Below are 18,913 nucleotides of genomic sequence, written 5' to 3'. Positions count from 1 at the left end.
CACCGGGCCCGCAGGCCCCGGCCACCCGAGCCCCAGGACGACACCCATGCCCGCCCCGCTGCGCCACGCCCTGCTCCGCCTCGCCCCGCCGGCCGCACTGCTGTCGCTGGTCCTCGGCCACCTCGACGCCGACCCCGGCCGCCTGGCCCGCGCCGAGAAGATCACTCTCGAAGCCACCCCCTGACCCGCCCCCGCCCACGGAAAGAAGCCCGTATGCCCCGCCCCGTCGGCCCCGCCACCGGCAAGCTCCCCTTCGTCGTGTGGGTGCTCGCCGCCGGCACCTTCCTGATGGGCACCACCGAGTTCGTCGTCGCCGGGCTCCTCCCGGAGATCGCCGGTGACCTCGGCGTCGGTGTCTCCCATGCCGGACTGCTGATCACCGCCTTCGCCGTCGGCATGATCGCCGGCGGCCCGACCATGGCCCTGGCCACCCTGCGCCTGCCCCGGCGGCGGACCCTGGTCCTCGCCCTGGCCGTCTTTGCGCTCGGCCACGTCGTCGCTGCCCTCAGCACCGACTTCACCGTCGTTCTCGCCGCCCGCCTCGTCACCGCGCTGGCCACCGGCGCGTTCTGGGCCGTCGGCTTCGTCATCGCCACCGAAGCGGCGGGCCCCGGCCGCTCCATCCGCGCGGTGGGCGCCATGATGGGCGGCCTGACCCTGGCCAACGTCGTCGGCGTTCCCCTCGGGTCCGTCGTCGGGCAGGCCACCGGCTGGCGCGGTCCCTTCTGGGCCCTGGCCGTCCTCGCCGCCCTCGCCGCCTCGACCGTGGGCCGCCTCGTCCCCGACACCGGGCACCGGGCCGAGGTGTCGGCGCGTGCCGAGGTCCGGGCACTGCGGCAGGGCAGGCTGTGGTTGGCACTGGCCGCCGCCGTCCTGATCATGGGCGGCGTCCTGGCCACCTACACGTACATCACGCCGCTGCTGACCGGCCGCGCCGGCATCCCGGAGAACGCCGTGCCGCTGGTGCTGGTCGCCTTCGGCGCCGGCGCGCTCGGCGGCAACACCATCGGCGGGCGGCTCGGCGACCGCCGCCCCATGGCCACCACGATCACCGCCGCCGCGGCCACCGCGGCCGTCCTGCTGCTGCTCGTCCCGTTGTCCACCAACCCGGCGACGGCCGTCGCCCTGGTCTTCCTCATGGCCCTGACCGGCTTCGCCGTCAACCCCGTCGTCACCTCGCTGGCCGTCCGCTTCGCCGGCGACGCCCCCATCCTCACCTCCGCCCTGACCACCTCCGCCTACAACACCGGCATCGCCGCCGGCTCCGCACTCGCCGGCCACGCCCTCGGCACCGGCCTTGGCCTGACCGGACCCGCCCTCGTCGGCGGCATCCTCGCTGCCCTCACCCTCCTGCCGCTGGCCGCCCTCGCCCTTCGCGGAGCCGCCCGGCCCGCACCGGGCCCCGCCCCACGGACCGGCTCCGTGCCGCCACCGGCCGCCCCGCACGCCGCCGGCACACAGATCCCCGTCGGCCGGTGAACCCCGAACCTGTTGGGAGAACACCGCGATGAACCCCGTCTACGACTTCACCGGCCAGGTCGCCTTCGTCACCGGCGCCTCCTCCGGGATGGGCCTGGACACCGCCCGCGCCTTCGCCGCCGCCGGCGCGGCCGTCGCCCTCGCCGACCTCGACCGGCCCGCCCTCCACCAGGCCGCCCGCGAACTGGCAGACCAGGGCCACCAGGTCCTGGCCCTGCCCTGCGACGTCACCGACGAGCAGCAGGTCGCCGCCGCCGTCGACCGCACCGTCGCCACCTTCGGCCGCCTCGATGCGGCCTACAACAACGCCGGCATCCAGATCCCGCCCGCCGACGCCGCCGACGAGGACGCCGAGATCTTCGACCGCGTCCACGCCGTCAACCTGCGCGGCATCTGGGCGAGCATGAAGCACGAGCTGCGCCACATGCGCGCCCAGGGCAGCGGCGCGATCGTCAACTGCTCCTCCCTCGGCGGCCTGGTCGGCATCCCCGGCCGCGCCTCCTACCACTCCTCCAAGCACGGCGTGATCGGCCCGACCGGCAGCGCCGCCCTCGAATACGCCCCCCGCGGGATCCGCATCAACGCGATCTGCCCCGGCACCATCGACACCCCGATGGTCCAGGACATGATCGCCAACGGTGAGCTCGACCGCGCCGAAGCCGAGGCGAACCAGCCCATCGGCCGGCTCGGCACCGCCGAGGAGATCGCCCAGGCCGTCCTATGGCTGTGCAGCCCCGGCGCGAGCTTCGTCGTCGGCGTCGCCCTGCCCGTCGACGGCGGCTACGTCGCCCGCTGAACCCCCGAGCACTGCCAACACCTGAGAAAGGCCGACCGCCATGGAACTCGTCCAGCCCCAGCCCACCAGCAAGGCCCCCGCCGACTGGTTCACCGGAGACGTCTGGTGGGACGTCATCGTCGCCGGGCAGGAACCCTCCCGGATGCGCGCCAACCTGGTCCGCTTCGCCCCCGGTGCCCGCACCCACTGGCATGCTCACGCCGTCGGCCAGACCTTGCACGTCGTCTCCGGCACCGCCCTGATCGGCACCCGCGACGGCACCCTCTTCGAGGCCCGCCCCGGCGAGACGGTCAGTTGCCCGCCCGGCGAGGAGCACTGGCACGGCGCCGCCCCCGACCGCTTCATGGAGCACATCGCCATGTGGGAGGCCACCGCCGACGGCACCCCCGAGACCACCTGGGCCGAACCCGTCACCGACCAGCAGTACAACGGCCCCCGCACTCGCCAGCGGTAGCGGGCACCCCGCCGCCAGGCCGCCCTGACAGGCCGGCGACGGGGCACCTCGCCCAGGCCCGTGCCCCAGTCGGTATCAGCTCTCCAGACGGCGCTTGCTGAGCCAGGCGACCATCTCAGGGTCGTGGTGGTCGAAGAACAGGGTCTTGCCGGTGTCGAGAGCCGCGATCTGCGCCAGCTCCTCGTCGGTGAGGGCGAAGTCGAAGACGTCGATGTTCTGCGCCATCCGGTCGGGGTTGACGGACTTGGGGATGGTGACGATGTCGCGCTGGACCAGCCAGCGCAGCACGACCTGGGCGACCGACTTGCCGTGCGCCTCGCCGATGCCGGCGAGGACGGGGTGGGTGAACAGGTCGTTCTTGCCTTCGGCGAAGCCGCCCCACGCCTGGTGCTGCACCCCGTGCTCGCCCATCAGGGCCTGGTCGGCGGTCCGCTGAAAGAAGGGGTGGGTCTCGATCTGGTTGACGGCCGGGGCGGTCTCGTTGTTGAGGATCAGGTCCAAGAGCCGGTCGGGGTAGAAGTTGGCGACGCCGATTGCCCGCGCAAGGCCCTCGCGGTTCGCGGCCTCCATGGCGCGCCACTGACCGTAGACGTCGCCGTAGGGCTGGTGCATCAGGTACAGGTCGACGTGGTCCAGGCCCAGCTTGGCCAGGGAGGTCCCCAGCGCGCGGCGGGTGTTGTCCTGGGCGGGGGCGTCCTGGACCCACAGCTTCGTGGTGACGAACAGCTCCTCGCGCGGGATGCCGCTGTTCTTGATCGCGTGGCCGACGGCCTCCTCGTTGCCGTAGGCGGCGGCGGTGTCCAGCAGGCGGTAGCCGGCCGCGAGGGCGTCGGTGACGGCCTGCTCGGTCTGGTGGGCGGGGATCTGGTAGACGCCGAAGCCGAGGATCGGCATCTCGACGCCGTTGTTCAGGGTGACGTGCTGCACGGTGTTCTTCCTTCGCTGTGCGGGGTGTGTCGCCGGTCGCCGGACAGAGTGCGTCCGGGAGCGCGTGGTCAGGGGGTGAGGAGGGCCTTGAGGACGTGCCGGTCGGCCATGGCGCGATAGGCGTCCGGGGCCTGCTCGATCGGGAAGGTGCGATCGAAGACGCGGCCGGGCCGGATCGTGCCGTCCAGGACGTCGGGCAGAACCTGGTCGATGTAGTGGCGGGCGGGGTCGACGCCGCCGGTCAGGGTGATGTTCCGCATGATCATTTCCATGCCGATCGGCCCGTCGGTGTAGCAGGGGACGCCGACGCGGCTGATCACGCCGCCGTCGCGGACAGCGGCGAAGGAGGTGGTGAGGGTCTGCATCGAGCCGACGCACTCCAGGACGGCGTCCGCGCCGCGGCCGACGGTCAGCTGCCGTACCTGCTCGGCGCCCTCGTCGCCGGTGGCGAGGACGACGCCGGTGGCGCCGAACTCGACACCGAGGTCGGTGCGGTCGGTGTGGCGGCCCATAAGGATCACCTGCTCGGCGCCCAGGCGCCGGGCTGCGAGGACCGCGCACAGGCCGACCGCGCCGTCCCCGACGACCGCGATGCTGCTGCCGGGGCTCACCTGGGCGGTGACGGCGGCGTGGTGGCCGGTGCAGAACACGTCGGTGAGCGTCAGCAGGGAGGGCAGCAGCGCCTCGTCTACGGCGGCGGGGATCTTGACGAGGGTGCCGTCGGCCTGCGGGACGCGCACGGCCTCGCCCTGGCCGCCGTCGACGCCGTCGAAGCCGTACCGGCCGCCGTGCGGGCAGGAGGTCTGCAGGCCGTGCTCGCACCACCAGCAGGTGTTGTCCGCGTAGGTGAACGGGGACAGCACCAGGTCGCCGCGTTTGAGGCCGGTCACCTCGGGGCCGACGTCCTCGACAGTGCCGAGGAACTCGTGGCCCATCTGCCGGCCGGTGCCGCTGGCGGGGGCGGAGCGGTAGGGGTGCAGGTCGCTGCCGCAGACCGCGGCTCGCAGCACCCGCACGATCGCGTCGGTGGGGTTCTTGATCACCGGGTCGGGCACGTTCTCGACACGCACGTCTCCGGCTCCGTACAGCACGGTTGCTCGCATGGGTCCAAATCTCCTTGAGCAGGCCGGCGGCGGCGATCAAGCCGGTGCGCATGCCGGCGGTGAAGGGGCCAGCGGTGACGAGGGCGCCGTAGACGGCGACGGCCACGGTCCCGCCGACCTGGCGGAGGGTGTTCAGCACGCCGGAGGCCAGCCCGGCCCGCTCGGCCGGGACGGAGCCCAGCATCAGGCCGGTCATCGCGGGGACCGCCAGCGTGCCGCCGAACGACACCGGCACCAGCGCCAGCGCGACCACCCACACCGGCACGGTGGCCGGCAGCAGGCACAGCACCACCAGCCCGGCACCCATCGCCACCTGCCCGGCGACCATCGTGGCCTTGGCGCCGAAGCGGAGGGTGGCCGCCGCTTCGGGACGAAGGACACGCCCACGCTCTGCAGCGTCATCGGCAGGAACAGCAGGCCCGCGACGGCCGCCGACATGCCCCGGAAGGTCTGGAAGTACAGGCTGAACAGGAACGTCACCCCATAGAAGCCGACGTTCAGCGCGAACCCGGCCACCAGCGAGGCCACCACCGGGCGGGAGCGGAACAGGTCCAGCGGCATCATCGGTGCCCGCCCCCGCGCTTGGCGGACCAGGAACACGGCCGCCGCCACCGCGAGCACCAGCGCCCCCACGATCCGGGCGCTGCCGAACCCGGCCTGGCCGCCCTCGATCAGCGCGTAGGTGAGCGCGCCCAGCGCCGCCACTGCGGCGACCTGGCCGACCACGTCGAACGGCACCGACCGCCGCGGGGAGGAGGGCGCGCGGCCCAGCAGCACGAGTGCCAGCAGGCCGACGGGTAGGTTGATGAAGAAGATCCACCGCCAGTCCCACCCGGCCAACGCCCCGCCGACCAGCGGGCCAGCGGCGGAGCCCACCGACCCGCCCACCGCCCACAGCGCCAGCGCCCGGGTGCGCCGCTCGGCGTCGGGGAACGCCTCGCGGATCAGCGCCAGGGTAGCCGGCATCATCACCGCTGCCCCCGCGCCCTGTACGAGCCGGGCCGCCACCAGCACCCCCAGCGTCGGTGCCAGCCCGCACACGGTCGACGCCGGTAGGAACAGCACCAGGCCGAGGCCGAACGCCCGCTTCGCGCCGATCCGGTCCGAGACCGACCCGGCAGAGAACAGCAATGCGGCCAGCATCAGGGTGTAGCCGTCCACCACCCACTGCAGCCCGCTGATTCCGCCGCCCAGGTCGGAGCCGATCGCGGGCAGCGCGACGCTGACGATCAGCGCGTCCAGCGTGATCACGAAGAACCCCAGCAGCGCCGCCCCGAGCGCGAACCGCGCACCCGGCACCGGAGCCGGGCCGGTGACAGGCTGCCGGCCGTGGGCGTGGGCGGGAGCGGTGGCGGGAATCGAGGCGTCTGTTCGGGTGGTCGGATCGGTCATGCCCTCCAGACAACCGCGCCCCGGGCGTCAGCGGGGCGGTGAAGCAGACCCTGACAAGGACCCCCACGCCTGTGTCCCGTGAGGGGTGCGGCCGTAGTGTCGAGGGCATGGACCGACGCAGCGAGATCCGCGACTTCCTCACCACCCGCCGGGCCCGCGTCACCCCCGAGCAGGCCGGCCTCACCCCCTCCCCGCTCGACCGCACCCGCCGCGTCCCCGGCCTGCGCCGCGAGGAAGTCGCGCAGCTCGCCGGCGTCAGCGTCCCCTACTACACCCGCCTCGAACGAGGCGACGCCCGCGGCGCCACCGACGCCGTCCTCGACGCCATCGCCCGCACCCTCCTGCTGGACGACGCCGAGCGCGCCCACCTCTTCGACCTTGTCCGCGCCGCCAACGCCACGGCGATCGGCGCAGCGGGAGCGGCCCGCCCCGCCCGCCAGGCCGTCCGCCCCGGCCTGCGCAACCTCGTCGAAACGATCAGCGGCGTTCCCGCCTACATCCGCAACGCCCGCCTCGACCTCCTGGCCGCCAACACCCTCGCCCGCGCCCTGTTCGCCCCCATCTTCGACAGCCCCGCCCGCCCGGCCAACGCAGCCCGCTTCACCTTCCTCGACCCCGCCGCCACCGCCTTCTACCCCGACTGGGCCGCCGTCGCCGACCAGAACGTCGCCACCCTGCGCGCCGAATCCGGACGCAGCCCCCACGACAAGGCCCTCACCGACCTGATCGGCGAACTCTCCATCCGCGGCGGCGACGCCTTCCGCCAGCGATGGGCCCGCCACGACGTCCGCCGCCACCGCGCCGGTGCCAAGCGCATCCACCACCCCCTCGTCGGCGATCTCACCTTCACCTACGAGACCACCCAACTCACTGCCGGCGACGGCCTCTACCTCATCCTCTGCACCGTCCCGCCCGGCAGCCGCGACGCTGAAACCCTCGACCTCCTCGCCAGCTGGAACAGCCCCCAGCCCACGCAGAGAACCCAGTGAGATTGCCCAACACTGGACGAATGCGACACTCCGGGAATAAGCACTCTCTGCCGGTATAACGCGCGGTATTGCAGCGGATGCAATATTCGGTGCCGTGCGTGAACGGCCGTGACCAGGGATTCCATCGGCCCAGCCTGTGACTCCAAGCCCGTACGGACGGTCTCGCCGAAGGCCGCGGGATGACGGTGGATGTGGCGAGCCGCAGGTCGCTTGCCTCGCTGAGGTCGACGAACGTGGCGGCTGAGGTTCGTTCGTGCGGATCGAAACGTCGGGCGCCGATCGGAGCCGATGTTCCAGGACACACGGTTCGGGCCCGGTTCCTGAAGGAGTCGGGCCCGTCCTGGAGGCTCGGGTAGTCAGACCATGAGGGCTGCGTCCCGGGTCTTCAGGTTGTCCAGCGTGGTGAGATGCCGTCGGAGGCCCAAGGCTGCGGCCCCGAACCGCAACTCCTACCAGCTGATCAGGGCGTAGGCGGGGCCGCCCGGGCTGCCCTGCTGGGCGCCAGTGCCGCTGGCGCCGGTGAAGCCCGACTGCGGGCTCGGGTTGGGGTTCGGGCCGCCGCCGTTTCCTCCCTGGCCTCCCGTGCCGCCGGTGCCGCCGTTGCCCCCGCTGCCTCCGGCACCGGTGCCGGCGGGCGGAGTGACAGTCGTCGTCGGCGGCACGCCCCCGGCGCCGCCCGCCCCGCCGGCGCCGCCCGCGCCGCCAAGCTCGCCCGAACCGGGCCGACCTGCCGTGCCTTGACCGCCGGTGACACCGCCGGCACCAGCGGCACCTGCCGGGCCGGTGGTCCCGGAACTGCCGGGCAACGCCGAGCCCGTGCCGGAACAGCGCCCCGCGTCGCTGCGGCCCCCGCCGCCGGCACCGCCTACTCCGCTGAGGCCGCCGGAAGCGCCGCCCGAACCGCCCGCGCCGCCCGAACCGCCGAACTTGCCGTTCTCCCCTCCTTGCCCGGCACCGCCGCCGGGGCCCGGGCGTCCGGCGCTCCCGTTGCCACCCGCGCGAGCGGTGACCCGGGCGCTGGGCCCGGAGACCTGGGCGAGCGTGATGAAGGTGTCGGCACCGCCCCCGCCGCCGCCCGCGCCGGCGGTACCGGTCTGGCCGCTGGCGAAGGCGGTTCCTGCGGCGCCGCCGCCACCGCCCGCTCCACCGCCGCCACCGACACTCCGGCGGCCGGATCCGGGGACGAGGACGCGGAAGGTCTGGCCCGCTGCGACGGTGGCGGTGCACTCCGAGTAGCCCCCGCTTCCGCCCCCACCGCCCCCGCTGCCGCCGCTGCCACCAGCGCCCCCGCCACCGCCCATGACCGGGCTGGTGACCAGGATCGCGTAATAGCCGCCGCCACCGCCGCCCCCGCCGCCGCCTCCGCCGCCTCCGCCCGCCCCGGCGCCGCCGCGGCCCCAGACCCGGATGGTCATCTGCGTGACCCCGGACGGAACCACGAAGGTGTAGATCCCCGGGGTGAAGGCCTGCTCGCCGTGCGGCACCGCGGCGGGAACGACGGGCGAGGCCGCCACGGCCGGGCTGCAAGGCAGCACGGACATGACCGCCACAGCACCGACGGCGCCACGACTCAAAGAAGTCATCCGACTACGGAAAGTATGCATGTCTCTTATCATCCAGACTCCCCGCCTCCACGGCTACGCCGATCGGTTGCTCAGCGCCGACGCGCACCCTGCCCGCGATCCATCGCGCCCCATTTCGGAGCGCGACTTCTTGGAACCCGGCCAGGCGGGATACAGGAGCGGCCAGGGCGCTGTCGGGGCGCTGACACCGGTGAGAAAAGCGTGGCGCACCATGGCTCGGTCTCTGCGGTATAGCCGAACGAGGCGAAGGGCCGCTAGAAACGCCGGTTCTTCGCCTCGTTCCGGTCAGCTTCCAGGGTCAGCGCCGTGGCGGGCTGACGGAAGTCGGTCGGCGGCGTCCAGTCGGTGGAGGCTGAGTCGTGCAGCGGCTGGGCGCAGGCCGAGGTCCGCCGCGATGGCGTCCGGTCCGGCGCCGGGATCGGCGCGCAGACGGTCGCGGACGGCTTCATCGGTCCGGCGTTCGGCCGCCAGCGCGGTGCGGTACGCGGCCAGTGCGCCGCCGGCCAGTATGAGCAGGCCAACAGCGCACACCCCGTACCGGCTGTCGATGGCGCCGAGGACGGCGGTGACAGCGCCGGTCGCTGCGACGGTGCAGAGGCCGATCAGTAGTCCGGGACGGTGGGTTGGGTGAGCGGTCATGGGTGGGGCGTCCTTTCGTTCCGACAGGGGCCCGCTGCTACCACCGGCCTCGGAAGTCGCAGCCGGGGCAGGCGCCTTCGCCTTCAACGTGGCCCTCGTAGCAGCAGTCGACGGCCGCGTGCAGGATCGCCTGCTCGACGGTGGCTGCACCGGTGTGCACGGCGTTGGCGACGATCAGCTGGAGGACGGCGGAATCCGGGGCGAGGAACGGAGGCGAGGGCATCGGGGTGCCGGTCATGATGGCACGTCGGTGCGGTCGGTGTGGAGGTCGCTGCGGTAGCCCTGGCCACGGGGCTTCCAGATCTGAAGGTGCTGGGCCTCCAACGCGGGCGGTCCGGGACGCCGTCGTCGGGGACGGGCAGAGCACCTCTGCTCTTGCGCTTGCGGGCGGCGCCGACGCTGATGCCCAGGTGCGCGGAGACCTCGGTGTAGCCCCAGGGTGGCTGGCCGGCGGCCATGGCAGTTGTCCTTCCTCGCTGCTCCGGTGATGAGTGTATGTAGCGGCGGGTAGGTGGGGGTACAGCAAGGCCGCCCCGGCCGGATCGGCGCAGGGGCGGCCTTCGTCGGTGGCAGTCAGGAGTCGGCGAGCCGGTTGGCGAGTTCGAGTGCGGCGGTCGCCACGGTGAGGGCGGAGCACAGGCCGGTGACCTCGCGCAGGGTGGGGCGGACGAGGCGGGGCCAGTCGTCTCCGGCGGCGGGCCAGGTGGCGAGGGGCACCACGGTGGTGGCGAGGCCGAGGCGGGCGGTGACGTCCCAGCCGGCCTCGGGGGCGGGCTCCCAGCGCAGGAGGATGCGGCCGAAGGGGAGCCGGGGCGCGGTGTTCGGGACCCAGAGGACCTTGATCGGGTGGCTGGTATGGGCGGGGACGCTGTGGACGAGTGCTCCGCTTGCCCACGGTGGTACGGGGTGGAGGGCGAAGCGGTCGAGCGGGCGGGGGCGGTGGGGGCGGTAGCCGGTGGGGATAGGGCTCTCCTTCGGTCGGCGGCGAGGGTCAGGCCCAGGCGAGCTGGTCGCGGACGTCGGACGGGAGGTAGTCCTCTTGGCCGTCCTCACTGATGTAGGCGATGCCGTTCTGGACGACGACGTCCGTGCCGACGTAGTGGGCGAAGGGCCAGTCGGGGTTCACGGCGAGGCGGACCCGAAGGTTCGGGTCGAGGGCCTGGAGCTTGGCGACCAGGTGGCCGACGGTGAGGTACTGGGGCATGGCGGTTCTCCAGGAATGGACGATGCGGTGAGCGGGTGAAGCGACAGCGGTGGTGGTCACGAAAGGTGGAGGCGGGGCCGGATGAGGAGGAGGTCGTCGGCGGGCCACGGGTCGCAGGTGTCCCACGGGTAGCCGGTGGTGAGGACGACGGTGCCGTTCGGGCCTTGGACCTTCGGCAGGCCGCACACTCCGCAGCCGCAGCCCGGGTGGTAGGGCCCGGGACGGGCCGGGTAGGGGCCAGAGGCGAAGTAGTCGGCCCGGGCAAGGCGGCCGGGCACGGAGGGTTGGAAGGCGGAGACGATCAGGTCGTCGGGCCGGACCTGGTCGGCGCGGACGATCCGCAGGTGGGGACTTGTGAGGATGCGGCGGCTCGCGCAGTGCTCGGTGGTGGCGGTGACGACCACTGGGTGGAAGTCGACGTGGTGGGTACTCGTGGTGCCTCCTTCGGGGCGCGGGTGATCAGTCGGCGAGGCGATAGGAGCGCAGGGCCAGCGGCTCGCCCTCGGCTTCGAGCGCCACCAGGCCGTCGGTGACCAGGCGGTCGAGCGATCTGGCGACCGCGTGGTTGCGCAGGCCGAGGGCGGTGCCGATCTGGCCGACGCGGGCGCCGCCGGGTCTCTTGGCGAGGTGGGCGACGACCAGCGTGTCCCGGCGTAGGCCGTCCTCGTGGACGTCGTCGAAGGTCAGCAGCAGGCCGCTCAAGCTGAGGGCGAGGCTGAGCACGAACGTGGCTGACCCGGTTGGGACGGAGAAGGCGTTGGCCAGGCCGAGCACGGCGATGGCCGGGCCGGGGATGCGGGTGAGATCGATGGTGATCGTCAGGGTGGTGCCCTTCGGCGAAGTCGATGGTGGGAGCCGCCGGTCAGCTGCGTTGGCTGGGAAGGAGCCGGGCTTCGCCGCCGTGGGATTCGATCAGGTCCCGGACCAGGGCGCCGGGGACGTACAGGTACACGGCCTCGGTGGGGTCATCCTCCTCGGACCCCGGGTCGAGGTAGGTGCGCCAGGTGTCCCACGGTTCGGGACGGAAGGTGGGGAAGCCGACCTCCAGGGTCAGGGCGGGCAGCAGGAAGACGTCGACGGGGTCGGGGGCGATCACCGAGAGGCAGAAGCTGTCGGCACAGACGATTCGGCTGTCCTGTACGGCGAGGCCGAGCGGGTCGCGGGGTGTGCCGTGGACGATAGCGCGGTCCAGTCGGGGTGTGGCCAATTGGTGCTCCGTTCAGGGGTGTTGGGTCAGCGGGTCGGGTTGGCGACGAGCGCGGCGAGGAATCCGGCGACGGCCTCGGAGGGTGTGTGGACGCCGAACTCCTGGGTCCAGGCGGCGGCGTCGGTGGGACGGACCTGCGCACGCCAGACGATGCCGCGGTGCCAGGAACCGGGGTCCTCGGGCAGCCAGCCGACGTAGACCCGCCCGTCCGGGCTGGTGCAGTGAAGGTTGGCCCCGGGGGTGTCCACGATGGCCCAGCCGAGGCCGTCGAGCAGGGCGAGGACCGGCTCCGCGCTGTGGTCGGAGGAAAGCCAGCCGCGCTCCTGGACGGCGGGGCGGACGGGGCGGACGGGGCGGGTAGGAGGCTTCCGGACGTGCTCATAGGGCCGGATCCCTTCGTTGACCTGCGGTTTCGGCGACATGAGTACGTTGACATGCGACCGGCCGAAGCTCGTAGTCGTTTCCGGCGGCTACCGGTCTGCCGTCGGCGAACCGACGCGGGAATGGATCGGCAGGGCTCGGTGCTGTAGCGGGGCTACGGCGCGGGGCCGTACGCAGGTCTGAAGGGGGAAACGGCGTTGGAGCCAAGCAGAGGTCGCGACATAGCGGCGCTGGAGCGCAAGATCCGCAGCGCGGGCCGGGCATGGACGAGAGGCGACATCGCCATGATCGCCGACGGCCAGTGGGCCGTGAGCACGACGAGCCGTGCCGAGCGGGCGCAGGCCGAAGCGGCGCGGGCCCGGCTGGTGGACGGCCGACGCGTGGAGCTGACGCTGGAGGAACTGGCGCGCGTGGTGGGCGCCGCTGACCCGGGCGCCCACCACGACCGTGCCGCAGACTGACCGGCCACTACCGCCGGTTCGCGGTCGCGGCAGCCGGAGCGGCTGCGGCTGGTGGGGCGGGCCGCTCTGCGGGAAGAGCCAGCGGGCGCGGAGCGTGCGTGCTGCGCGCGCTGGCGGCCTTCACGCGCTCGGCGTCGGGACCGTGCTGGGCCTGTAGGGCGAGTTCGCGGGCGTCGACGACGTGGCGGATTGCCTGCAGGGCAGTGTTGCTCTCGGCGTGGGCGGTCCGCAGGGCACTCGCCGACTCCGTGATCCGGTCGAGGTCGTAGAAGGCGGGGACGTGACCGGGCTGGGTGAGTGCGTGCAGCCGTTCTTGGTGCACGGCAACGGAGTTGGAGACCACGGTGAGGTAGCCCCTGATGTGCATGGCCGCGCGCAGCAAGGGGTCCTCGACGGGGCGGCGGATCGCGGCCTTCTCCAATTCGGCGATCGGCTGGCCCCAGGCCTTCTCGATCATCGTGTCGGCGTGCTCCAGAGCGGTGGCGTTGGGCACGGGGTTCCTCCGGGGTGCGGGTGGTCAGCGGGAGCGTCCGGCAGACGCGGCCGGGGGCGCCGGAGGGCGGGTGGCGGTGCTGTAGGCGAGCGCGGACGGCGCGGTGCGGGGAACGGAGAGCGAGCGGGAGGTGGCTGCCCGGACGCGCGCTACCTCCAGGGGGCTGGGCGCCGTCGGCGTCGCGGTGGCGACGGCGGGCAGGTGCTCCAGGTCGACGCGCCGCATGTACCGGTGGACCGGGACGGGGTCGGTGACGGCAGTGGTGAGGGTCTGGAGCAGGTGCTCGGGCAGGCGCGAGGAGGCGGTGGCGTACCAGATGCCTCGGGCCGGGCCGACCTCGAACAGCCAGCGCTCGGTGTCGGCGGCCATCTCGGCTTCGTGCCGCAGCGGGTCGTCCCGCCGGTGGAGCTGGATGAGGCGGTCGGGCGACTGGTAGCTCAGGAACGGGGTGGCGGGGTCCAGGCGCCAGCCGTCGGCCAGGAGCCGGAGGGTGGTGGCGGCTCCGGAGGTTCGGCCGCCGTCGCCCAGGTAGGCCTCGGGGCCCTGCGTGTAGGCGGCGGCGAGCGCGGCGGTGAAGTCCTCGACGACCTCGGGTGGTGTGCGGTTGTCGAAGGTGACCAGCCACTGCGGTGGGGCGAAGGCGTCCGACCCCGCGCTGATCTTCCACAGCGTCGAGTCCTCGCCCTCGGGCAGGAAGGCCAGGCGGGCCCGCAGGTCCGGCGCGGTGACGAAGGTGTTCGCCAGCTCGTCCCTGCTGAGGGCCCAGCCGGCGTCCAGGAGGCGCTGGATGGCCGGGGAGCCGTTGGCGTCCCCGTTGGCGAGGTAGCGGGGGATGATCCGGTACTCGAAGGGCTTCTCGGGGGTGTACGACATTGGATCGTCCAGGGTCAGCGGCGGCGTGCGGCGGTGGGCACGGGTCGGGCGGCGGACGGGGTGGCGGGCGCGGCCGACCGACTGCGGGGTGCCGGGTGGGCGCCGGCGGCTTCGGAGGGTGGCCGGGCGGTGAGGTGGGGCAGGTGGTGGGCGGGGATGTCGCAGCGTTGCCGCTCCACGGGTGCGGGTGAGCTGACGAGGAGAGTGGCGCGGACGAGGGGGTAGAAAGGCACGCCGATGGTGAAGTCTGCACGCCAGGAGGGGTTTCGCAGGTTGCCCGCGAGCATGCTCCAGGCCGGCGGGGTCCGGCCAGCGGCTTCGGCGTCGGGCGGCTGGTGGCCCACGCGGTGCCGGTAGACGGCGGTCAGGTCGGGTGAGACCTGGTCGTGGAAGCCCGGGGGGCTCTGGTCGGGCCGCCAGCCGCGGTCGGCGAGGACGGAGGCGGGGGTTCGCGGGAGGTGGTGGGGGCCGCCGTGCAGGAAGTCGCGGTGGCCGCTGCTCAGGCCGTGGACGAGGGTGGTCATGAAGGCGGCGGTGATCTCGGCGGGCGTGCCGGGCGCGAACGACGCACGCCACAGCGGGGCGGAGCCGGGCGAGCGGTAGCCGTGGACGGTCCAGGCGCCAGGGCGGCCGGTCGCAGGTCCGCCGGTGATGACGGCGGTTCGGCAGGGGCTGGTGAAGCGGAGCGTTCCGTCGGACGAGCGGTCTCGGCCCCAGCTGGGGGAGGCGTTGAGCGCGTCGATGATGAGCCGTTGGTCACCGGGGCCGGCGAGACGAAGCGGGTGGACGAGCAAGAGGGAGGTGGAGAGCACCGGGAGGATCCTGAACGGGGAGCGGGCCCGCACGCCGTCGGGGGCGAGGACGGGTGCGGCGGTGTGCGGAGAGGGGAGTCGGAGATGGGGGAGGGGTTCTGGGGCGGGTGTTCACGGCGGTCACCGCCCGCGGGAGGGGCGGGAAGCCGCTGTCACCGCTGTGGGGACGCGGGGCTGTGGGGCGGGGGCGTGGCTGAAGAGATTGGTGGGGGCGGGGCTTCGCCGCAGTGCCGCCGCGGTTCGTACGGTGTCCGCTCCGGTGATGAGGGTCCGGGTGGCGGCCGGCACCCGAACGGCCGGGGCGGCCGAGTGCCGGTTGTCCCACTGCTGCACGGCGGTGTACACGGGGGCGAGGGCGCGACCGGCGTCGGTCAGGATGTAGGGGTCGCCGTGTCGGGAGCCGGTGCGGGCGACCAGGCCGTCGGCCTGCATGCGGTTGAGCCGGGTGGCGATGAGTTGCTCGGAGACGCCGACGCGCTCCCCGAGGTGGCTCACCCGCGTGCTCCCGTGTTCCGAGAGCAGCCGGACCACCTCGGTGGTGTCCACCAGGTGCAGACGGCGCAGGGCGTCCTCGATCCGGTCGGACCGGCCCTGCGGTGCGTGGTCGAGGTGTTCGGAGGACCATTGGGCGACCGTGCGGTAGAGCGGGCCGAGCGTCCGTGCGCCGACGCTGAGCCGGTACGGGGCCCAGCGGTCGAAGGCGTTGTCGCGGTTCAGTAGACCGGCGTCCGCCATGGCGGCGAGGCGTTTGCTGACGTACGGCTGGTTGACCGCCGGGTGGTGGTGGGCGATGTCGCGTACGCGCATCTCCGGGCCGTACTTGGCGATCGTGTGGACGAGGTGCGTGGTCCACTTCGGGGCCAGTTGGCGCAGGACGCTCTCCACGCGTGTCGCGTCGGCGGTGGTCATGGTGGTGGTCGGCTGGGCGGGCATGGTCGGGGGACTCCTGGTCAGCGCGTGCGGGCGGAGGACGAGGTCCGCGCCGGGGAAGCGGCAAGCGGTGCGGAGGCGGCTGGAGGGGCAGCGGCGGGGCCGCGCTGCGGTAGAGGGCGGCGGCCTCGCGCAGGCGGGCGGCAGGGGAGGCTTCCAACGCCTTCCGGCCCACCGGGGTGAGCGAGACCATGCGCCCCACCCGGGCGGCGTCCGTTGCGGTGTCGGCCGCGATCAGGCCAGCGGCGACCAGCGGCTCGACGGTCTCGGCCTCGACCGGCGCTTCGCGGCCGTTGCCGTGGATGACCTCCTTGCCGCAGAGCACGTTCTCGCGCATCCACAGATCCCCGAGCTGCACCTCGCGCAACGCCCTGCGTGGGGTGCCCTGTTCGTCCGTGGGCTGCCCGGCGTACTCGCCGCGCTCGACGGGCGACAGCGTCTCGACGGCCGTCTTCGCGGCGGCGGTCAGCTCGCGGTGGACGCCGTCGATGGCGGTGACGGACGCGGCGAGGTACCAAGCGAGGCTGGCCTCGGGGCTCTCCTCGGGGTCGCGCCGCAGCAGGGTCCAGACGTCGTCCACACCGAGCCGCTCGTAGACGCGGTGCGCGGCGGGCTTCGCCAACTGGTCGCGCGGGTTCACTCGGTCGTCTCCATCCGGGCGATGAGGGAACGGACCAGGGTGGGCAGGCTGTCCGGGCCGTTGCCGCCCAGGCGAACGAAGCTGACCGACTCCTTGAGGAGCTCGTGGGCGTCCTCGGTCAAGGCGCCGACGATCTCCATGCAGGCGTCGGTGAAGTCCGAGGCGGCGCCCTCGGCCCGGCCCAGGACCTGGAGGTAGAGGCCGGGCGGGAGCGCGGCTTCGGCCGCCAGGGCGGTGACCGTCTCCTGGTCGCGAGGGGTGTAGCCGGAGAGGTCGAAGCCCTCCAGCTCCCCGGGGACGGTGGGCGCGGTACCGGGGAGCGGCGGAAGGCCGGCCATGGTGGCCAGGACGTCGACGGCCTGCGTCAGTTCGGAGAGCGACTCGGTGAGCCAGCCCAGGGCGGAGGCGTAGGAGGCCAGGGTGAACAGGGTGGCCGGGGTGGTCGGCAGCTCCTCGTCGAGCAGGTCCTCCATGCGGTTCGCGAGGGCCGTGAGCACCTCAGGCCCGGCGGTGAGGGGGCTGAGGACGGGGTGGAGGTAGGAGCGGGAGAGCGGGGTGGAGTGCTGGGTGGTGACGATGCCGGAGACGGCTTCGGCGGCCGCGACGAGCCAGGTGGCGAGTTCCGCGTGGGTGGGGGTGGTGGTCATCATCGGGCCTTTCGGGCAGCGGGGGTGGTGGCGTAGCCGGGGGAGGTGGTGGTGTAGGCGGCGCCGGGAGCAGCCGCGGGTGCCGGGCGTGTGGAGCGGGCGCGGGCGGCGCGCACCCGGGCGTCCTCGGCGGGGCTGAGGCCGGCGGGGAGGTTGAGGCCGGTGCGGCCCAGGCGGTTCTGGGCGGAGCGGTAGACCGCGTAGTCCAGCCGTGGGCCGGCGGCGACGAGGTGGACCTCGCGTGCGTGCTTCGAAGCCGGCGGGGCGTCGCGGAACTGCACGACCAGGCGGTGGCTTGCCCACTGGTCGCCGACGCCGAGGTAGATCTTGTGGCAGCCCTCCAGTCGGCCGTCGAGGCGCTTGGCGACGCGCTCGCCGTGCACGAGGTCCTGCAGGTGCAGCAACGCCTGGTCGCGGACGGCGTCGGGGAGTTGGCGCAGGTCGGCAATGGCGTCGGGGTGGGCGGAGAATCCGAACTTCGCGCGGCTCACAGCGACCGCCCCCGATCGGGCTGTGCGACGGCTACGGCTGCGGGCGCGGCGGCGAGAACGTCGGTGGCGGTGACGGCGGCCGGGGCGGTGGTGCTGCGGGCGAGGGCGGCGCGGGTACGCAGGGCCGCTGCATCGAGGCGGTACTCCGGCGCGTCGGGCAGCGGAGTGGAGCGCTGCTCCAGCCAGTTCTCGGCGGCGGCGTGGTTGGCGAACGCCCCCTCGCGCACCGTGTAGGTGTACTGGTCGGGCTGGAGCGTTTCCAGGAACAGCCGGACGGGCAGCTCCTTGTCCTGGCGGTCGACGGCGATGCTCCAGCCCTCGACGTCGGACCCGTCGATGACCTGGTAGTCGACGACCGCAAGGCCCTCGCCCGAGCGCCGGATGCGGTCCTCGACCTGGACGGTCAGCTCGTCGGCGGGCTTGGCGACGTCGATGGTCGGCGCGAGCGCGTCCGGAGGGCAGCCGCGGTTGACGAGCCAGTTCTGCGCGAACGAGAAGGTGGCGTGCTTGGACCTGTGCATGCTGAAGATCGCCTGGCTGCTGTCGCGCACGAGATCGAAGGAGGCGATGTTGGGCATGTTGGGGTAGCCCCAGGTGGCCGAGGCATCGAAGGCGATGATGAAACTGCGGTCGCCCACATCGTGCTGGGAGATCGTCTTGAAGTCGCTGACCCAAGTGGAGTCGTACAGTTCGGCAGTGTGCTCGTCGGAGGGTTCGAAGTCGTCGAGCCGGAAGTCGGTGTCCTTCATGCGGCGAGTCCCAGCTGGTCGGGGGTCGACAGGATGCGGTGGGCCGGCCGGGAGGGGCTCGTGGTGCACGCGGCGAACGGGCCGTCCGGGGAGCGGAGTTGGGCGATGGCGTGGTCGAGGTGGTCGCGATGCCACGTCGAAGGGCCGCCCTGGCCGGCCTCGGCGGCGGTCAGCTGCTGCCAGGCCAGCCACAGCGCGTGGAGGCGGGCGACGGCCTCCGGGTGCTCGTGCCACTTCGCGCACCAGGGACGGGTGGAGCCGATCTCCCGGCCGTAGACGGGCAGCAGGATGTGGGTGACCCAGAACGAGAGCTCGGCCAGCTCGGCGGCGTACTGGGCGCCGCCCATCGCGAGGATGAACAGCGGCGGAGCGGCCTCGGGCGCGTCCTCGCTGCCGGGGTCCGGCTCGATGGAGCCGGGCCCTGTCTCGTCGTCGGGTTCGGAGCCGAGACGGTCGAGGATCACGCCGTGCTGGCGGACCTCGGCCATGGTGCGGTTCAGGGCGCTGACGAGGTCGTCGAGGTCCTCGTCGGGGATGCGGATCGGCTCGGGCTCGGAGGCGCCCGGCAGCGGATCGGACTCGGACATGGCACATCCAGGAGGTTCGGACGGACGGGGAGGTCGGGGTCGGAAGGTCTTCTTCGGGTCACGGCAGGGCTCCGGT

At 73.2% G+C, this 18,913-nt stretch carries 26 protein-coding genes and 1 pseudogene; 6 read left to right on the top strand and 21 right to left on the bottom strand.

Annotated elements, in window-relative coordinates; translation table 11 throughout:
* Positions 1 to 46: 46 nt before the first annotated feature.
* The 4 genes from AMK13_RS43530 to AMK13_RS17755 are packed head-to-tail and all read left to right on the top strand — an operon-like array spanning position 47 to position 2,729.
* Positions 47 to 184 carry a hypothetical protein gene (locus tag AMK13_RS43530; protein WP_158077717.1) on the top strand — a complete coding sequence of 46 codons (138 nt, stop codon included), beginning with the start codon at positions 47 to 49 and terminating at the stop codon, positions 182 to 184.
* A 29-nt stretch (positions 185 to 213) separates the two neighbouring features.
* Positions 214 to 1,479: an MFS transporter gene (locus AMK13_RS17765; RefSeq protein ID WP_079272243.1), complete on the top strand. Its 1,266-nt coding sequence runs from the start codon at positions 214 to 216 to the stop codon at positions 1,477 to 1,479.
* 28 nt (positions 1,480 to 1,507) lie between these two features.
* Positions 1,508 to 2,275: a glucose 1-dehydrogenase gene (locus tag AMK13_RS17760; RefSeq protein WP_074003069.1), complete on the top strand. Its 768-nt coding sequence runs from the start codon at positions 1,508 to 1,510 to the stop codon at positions 2,273 to 2,275.
* A gap of 40 nt (positions 2,276 to 2,315) precedes the next feature.
* A complete protein-coding gene (locus AMK13_RS17755) occupies positions 2,316 to 2,729 on the top strand; it encodes a (R)-mandelonitrile lyase (protein ID WP_074003068.1) in 414 nt (137 codons plus the stop codon).
* A gap of 75 nt (positions 2,730 to 2,804) precedes the next feature.
* On the opposite strand, the gene AMK13_RS17750 is transcribed toward AMK13_RS17755, so the two are convergent.
* From AMK13_RS17750 to AMK13_RS46310, 4 genes and pseudogenes are all read right to left on the bottom strand, one after another.
* Complete coding sequence (locus AMK13_RS17750) at positions 2,805 to 3,656, bottom strand: aldo/keto reductase (RefSeq protein ID WP_074003290.1); 852 nt, start codon at positions 3,654 to 3,656, stop codon at positions 2,805 to 2,807.
* Positions 3,657 to 3,724: 68 nt separating this feature from the next.
* Complete coding sequence (locus AMK13_RS17745) at positions 3,725 to 4,759, bottom strand: zinc-binding dehydrogenase (protein ID WP_074003067.1); 1,035 nt, start codon at positions 4,757 to 4,759, stop codon at positions 3,725 to 3,727.
* A gap of 82 nt (positions 4,760 to 4,841) precedes the next feature.
* Positions 4,842 to 5,048 (bottom strand): annotated as a pseudogene (locus AMK13_RS44945) (MFS transporter); the annotation flags it as partial.
* Positions 4,952 to 6,151 carry an MFS transporter gene (locus AMK13_RS46310; RefSeq protein WP_074003066.1) on the bottom strand — a complete coding sequence of 400 codons (1,200 nt, stop codon included), beginning with the start codon at positions 6,149 to 6,151 and terminating at the stop codon, positions 4,952 to 4,954. The pseudogene AMK13_RS44945 and the gene AMK13_RS46310, both read right to left, overlap by 97 nt.
* A gap of 107 nt (positions 6,152 to 6,258) precedes the next feature.
* Between AMK13_RS46310 and AMK13_RS17730 the strand changes: the two genes are divergently transcribed.
* Positions 6,259 to 7,140 (top strand): helix-turn-helix transcriptional regulator, encoded by an 882-nt coding sequence (locus AMK13_RS17730; RefSeq protein WP_074003065.1) that lies wholly within the window; start codon positions 6,259 to 6,261, stop codon positions 7,138 to 7,140.
* Between the two features lie 449 nt (positions 7,141 to 7,589).
* Here AMK13_RS17730 and AMK13_RS45950 read toward each other — a convergent pair whose 3' ends face one another.
* From AMK13_RS45950 to AMK13_RS17680, 9 genes are all read right to left on the bottom strand, one after another.
* On the bottom strand, positions 7,590 to 8,744 hold the full coding sequence (locus AMK13_RS45950; RefSeq protein ID WP_158077716.1) for a hypothetical protein: 1,155 nt from the start codon (positions 8,742 to 8,744) through the stop codon (positions 7,590 to 7,592).
* 264 nt (positions 8,745 to 9,008) lie between these two features.
* Entirely contained in the window at positions 9,009 to 9,362 is a 354-nt protein-coding gene (locus AMK13_RS42900) for a hypothetical protein (RefSeq protein WP_143204563.1), read from the bottom strand.
* Between the two features lie 37 nt (positions 9,363 to 9,399).
* On the bottom strand, positions 9,400 to 9,600 hold the full coding sequence (locus AMK13_RS17715) for a hypothetical protein (RefSeq protein WP_074003062.1): 201 nt from the start codon (positions 9,598 to 9,600) through the stop codon (positions 9,400 to 9,402).
* A gap of 335 nt (positions 9,601 to 9,935) precedes the next feature.
* Positions 9,936 to 10,415 carry a hypothetical protein gene (locus AMK13_RS44930; RefSeq protein ID WP_241852922.1) on the bottom strand — a complete coding sequence of 160 codons (480 nt, stop codon included), beginning with the start codon at positions 10,413 to 10,415 and terminating at the stop codon, positions 9,936 to 9,938.
* Complete coding sequence (locus AMK13_RS17700; protein WP_074003061.1) at positions 10,354 to 10,566, bottom strand: hypothetical protein; 213 nt, start codon at positions 10,564 to 10,566, stop codon at positions 10,354 to 10,356. The genes AMK13_RS44930 and AMK13_RS17700 overlap by 62 nt, the downstream gene beginning before the upstream one ends.
* Before the next feature lie 56 nt (positions 10,567 to 10,622).
* Positions 10,623 to 10,970 carry a hypothetical protein gene (locus AMK13_RS17695; protein ID WP_074003060.1) on the bottom strand — a complete coding sequence of 116 codons (348 nt, stop codon included), beginning with the start codon at positions 10,968 to 10,970 and terminating at the stop codon, positions 10,623 to 10,625.
* Between the two features lie 55 nt (positions 10,971 to 11,025).
* Positions 11,026 to 11,268, bottom strand: coding sequence for a MarR family transcriptional regulator (locus AMK13_RS17690; RefSeq protein ID WP_158077715.1), 243 nt, complete (start codon positions 11,266 to 11,268; stop codon positions 11,026 to 11,028).
* A gap of 160 nt (positions 11,269 to 11,428) precedes the next feature.
* Entirely contained in the window at positions 11,429 to 11,773 is a 345-nt protein-coding gene (locus tag AMK13_RS17685; protein WP_074003058.1) for a hypothetical protein, read from the bottom strand.
* Positions 11,774 to 11,799: 26 nt separating this feature from the next.
* Complete coding sequence (locus tag AMK13_RS17680) at positions 11,800 to 12,195, bottom strand: DUF317 domain-containing protein (protein WP_198959374.1); 396 nt, start codon at positions 12,193 to 12,195, stop codon at positions 11,800 to 11,802.
* Between the two features lie 156 nt (positions 12,196 to 12,351).
* On the opposite strand from AMK13_RS17680, the gene AMK13_RS17675 reads away from it, so the two are divergent.
* Positions 12,352 to 12,615 carry a hypothetical protein gene (locus tag AMK13_RS17675; protein ID WP_074003057.1) on the top strand — a complete coding sequence of 88 codons (264 nt, stop codon included), beginning with the start codon at positions 12,352 to 12,354 and terminating at the stop codon, positions 12,613 to 12,615.
* A gap of 7 nt (positions 12,616 to 12,622) precedes the next feature.
* Here AMK13_RS17675 and AMK13_RS42895 read toward each other — a convergent pair whose 3' ends face one another.
* The 8 genes from AMK13_RS42895 to AMK13_RS17630 all read right to left on the bottom strand — a co-directional run bounded on the left by AMK13_RS42895 (position 12,623) and on the right by AMK13_RS17630 (position 18,837).
* Positions 12,623 to 13,108: a hypothetical protein gene (locus AMK13_RS42895; RefSeq protein ID WP_074003056.1), complete on the bottom strand. Its 486-nt coding sequence runs from the start codon at positions 13,106 to 13,108 to the stop codon at positions 12,623 to 12,625.
* Positions 13,109 to 13,132: 24 nt separating this feature from the next.
* Entirely contained in the window at positions 13,133 to 13,981 is an 849-nt protein-coding gene (locus tag AMK13_RS17665) for a DUF317 domain-containing protein (protein ID WP_079272242.1), read from the bottom strand.
* Positions 13,982 to 13,995: 14 nt separating this feature from the next.
* Entirely contained in the window at positions 13,996 to 14,793 is a 798-nt protein-coding gene (locus tag AMK13_RS17660) for a DUF317 domain-containing protein (RefSeq protein ID WP_074003055.1), read from the bottom strand.
* A 120-nt stretch (positions 14,794 to 14,913) separates the two neighbouring features.
* Positions 14,914 to 15,726, bottom strand: coding sequence for a winged helix-turn-helix transcriptional regulator (locus AMK13_RS17655; protein WP_074003054.1), 813 nt, complete (start codon positions 15,724 to 15,726; stop codon positions 14,914 to 14,916).
* A gap of 633 nt (positions 15,727 to 16,359) precedes the next feature.
* Positions 16,360 to 17,010, bottom strand: coding sequence for a hypothetical protein (locus AMK13_RS17645; RefSeq protein ID WP_074003052.1), 651 nt, complete (start codon positions 17,008 to 17,010; stop codon positions 16,360 to 16,362).
* A complete protein-coding gene (locus tag AMK13_RS17640; protein WP_074003051.1) occupies positions 17,010 to 17,501 on the bottom strand; it encodes a hypothetical protein in 492 nt (163 codons plus the stop codon). Before AMK13_RS17640 ends, AMK13_RS17645 begins: the two co-directional genes overlap by 1 nt.
* Positions 17,498 to 18,250 (bottom strand): hypothetical protein, encoded by a 753-nt coding sequence (locus AMK13_RS42890; RefSeq protein ID WP_074003050.1) that lies wholly within the window; start codon positions 18,248 to 18,250, stop codon positions 17,498 to 17,500. Before AMK13_RS42890 ends, AMK13_RS17640 begins: the two co-directional genes overlap by 4 nt.
* Entirely contained in the window at positions 18,247 to 18,837 is a 591-nt protein-coding gene (locus AMK13_RS17630; protein ID WP_074003049.1) for a DUF4913 domain-containing protein, read from the bottom strand. The genes AMK13_RS42890 and AMK13_RS17630 overlap by 4 nt, the downstream gene beginning before the upstream one ends.
* Positions 18,838 to 18,913: the final 76 nt, after the last annotated feature.

Source organism: Streptomyces sp. CB02056, from assembly GCF_001905545.1.
Classification (GTDB): domain Bacteria; phylum Actinomycetota; class Actinomycetes; order Streptomycetales; family Streptomycetaceae; genus Kitasatospora.
Note: the sequence above shows the minus strand (reverse complement) of the source record. Positions and strands in the feature narration are given on the sequence as shown.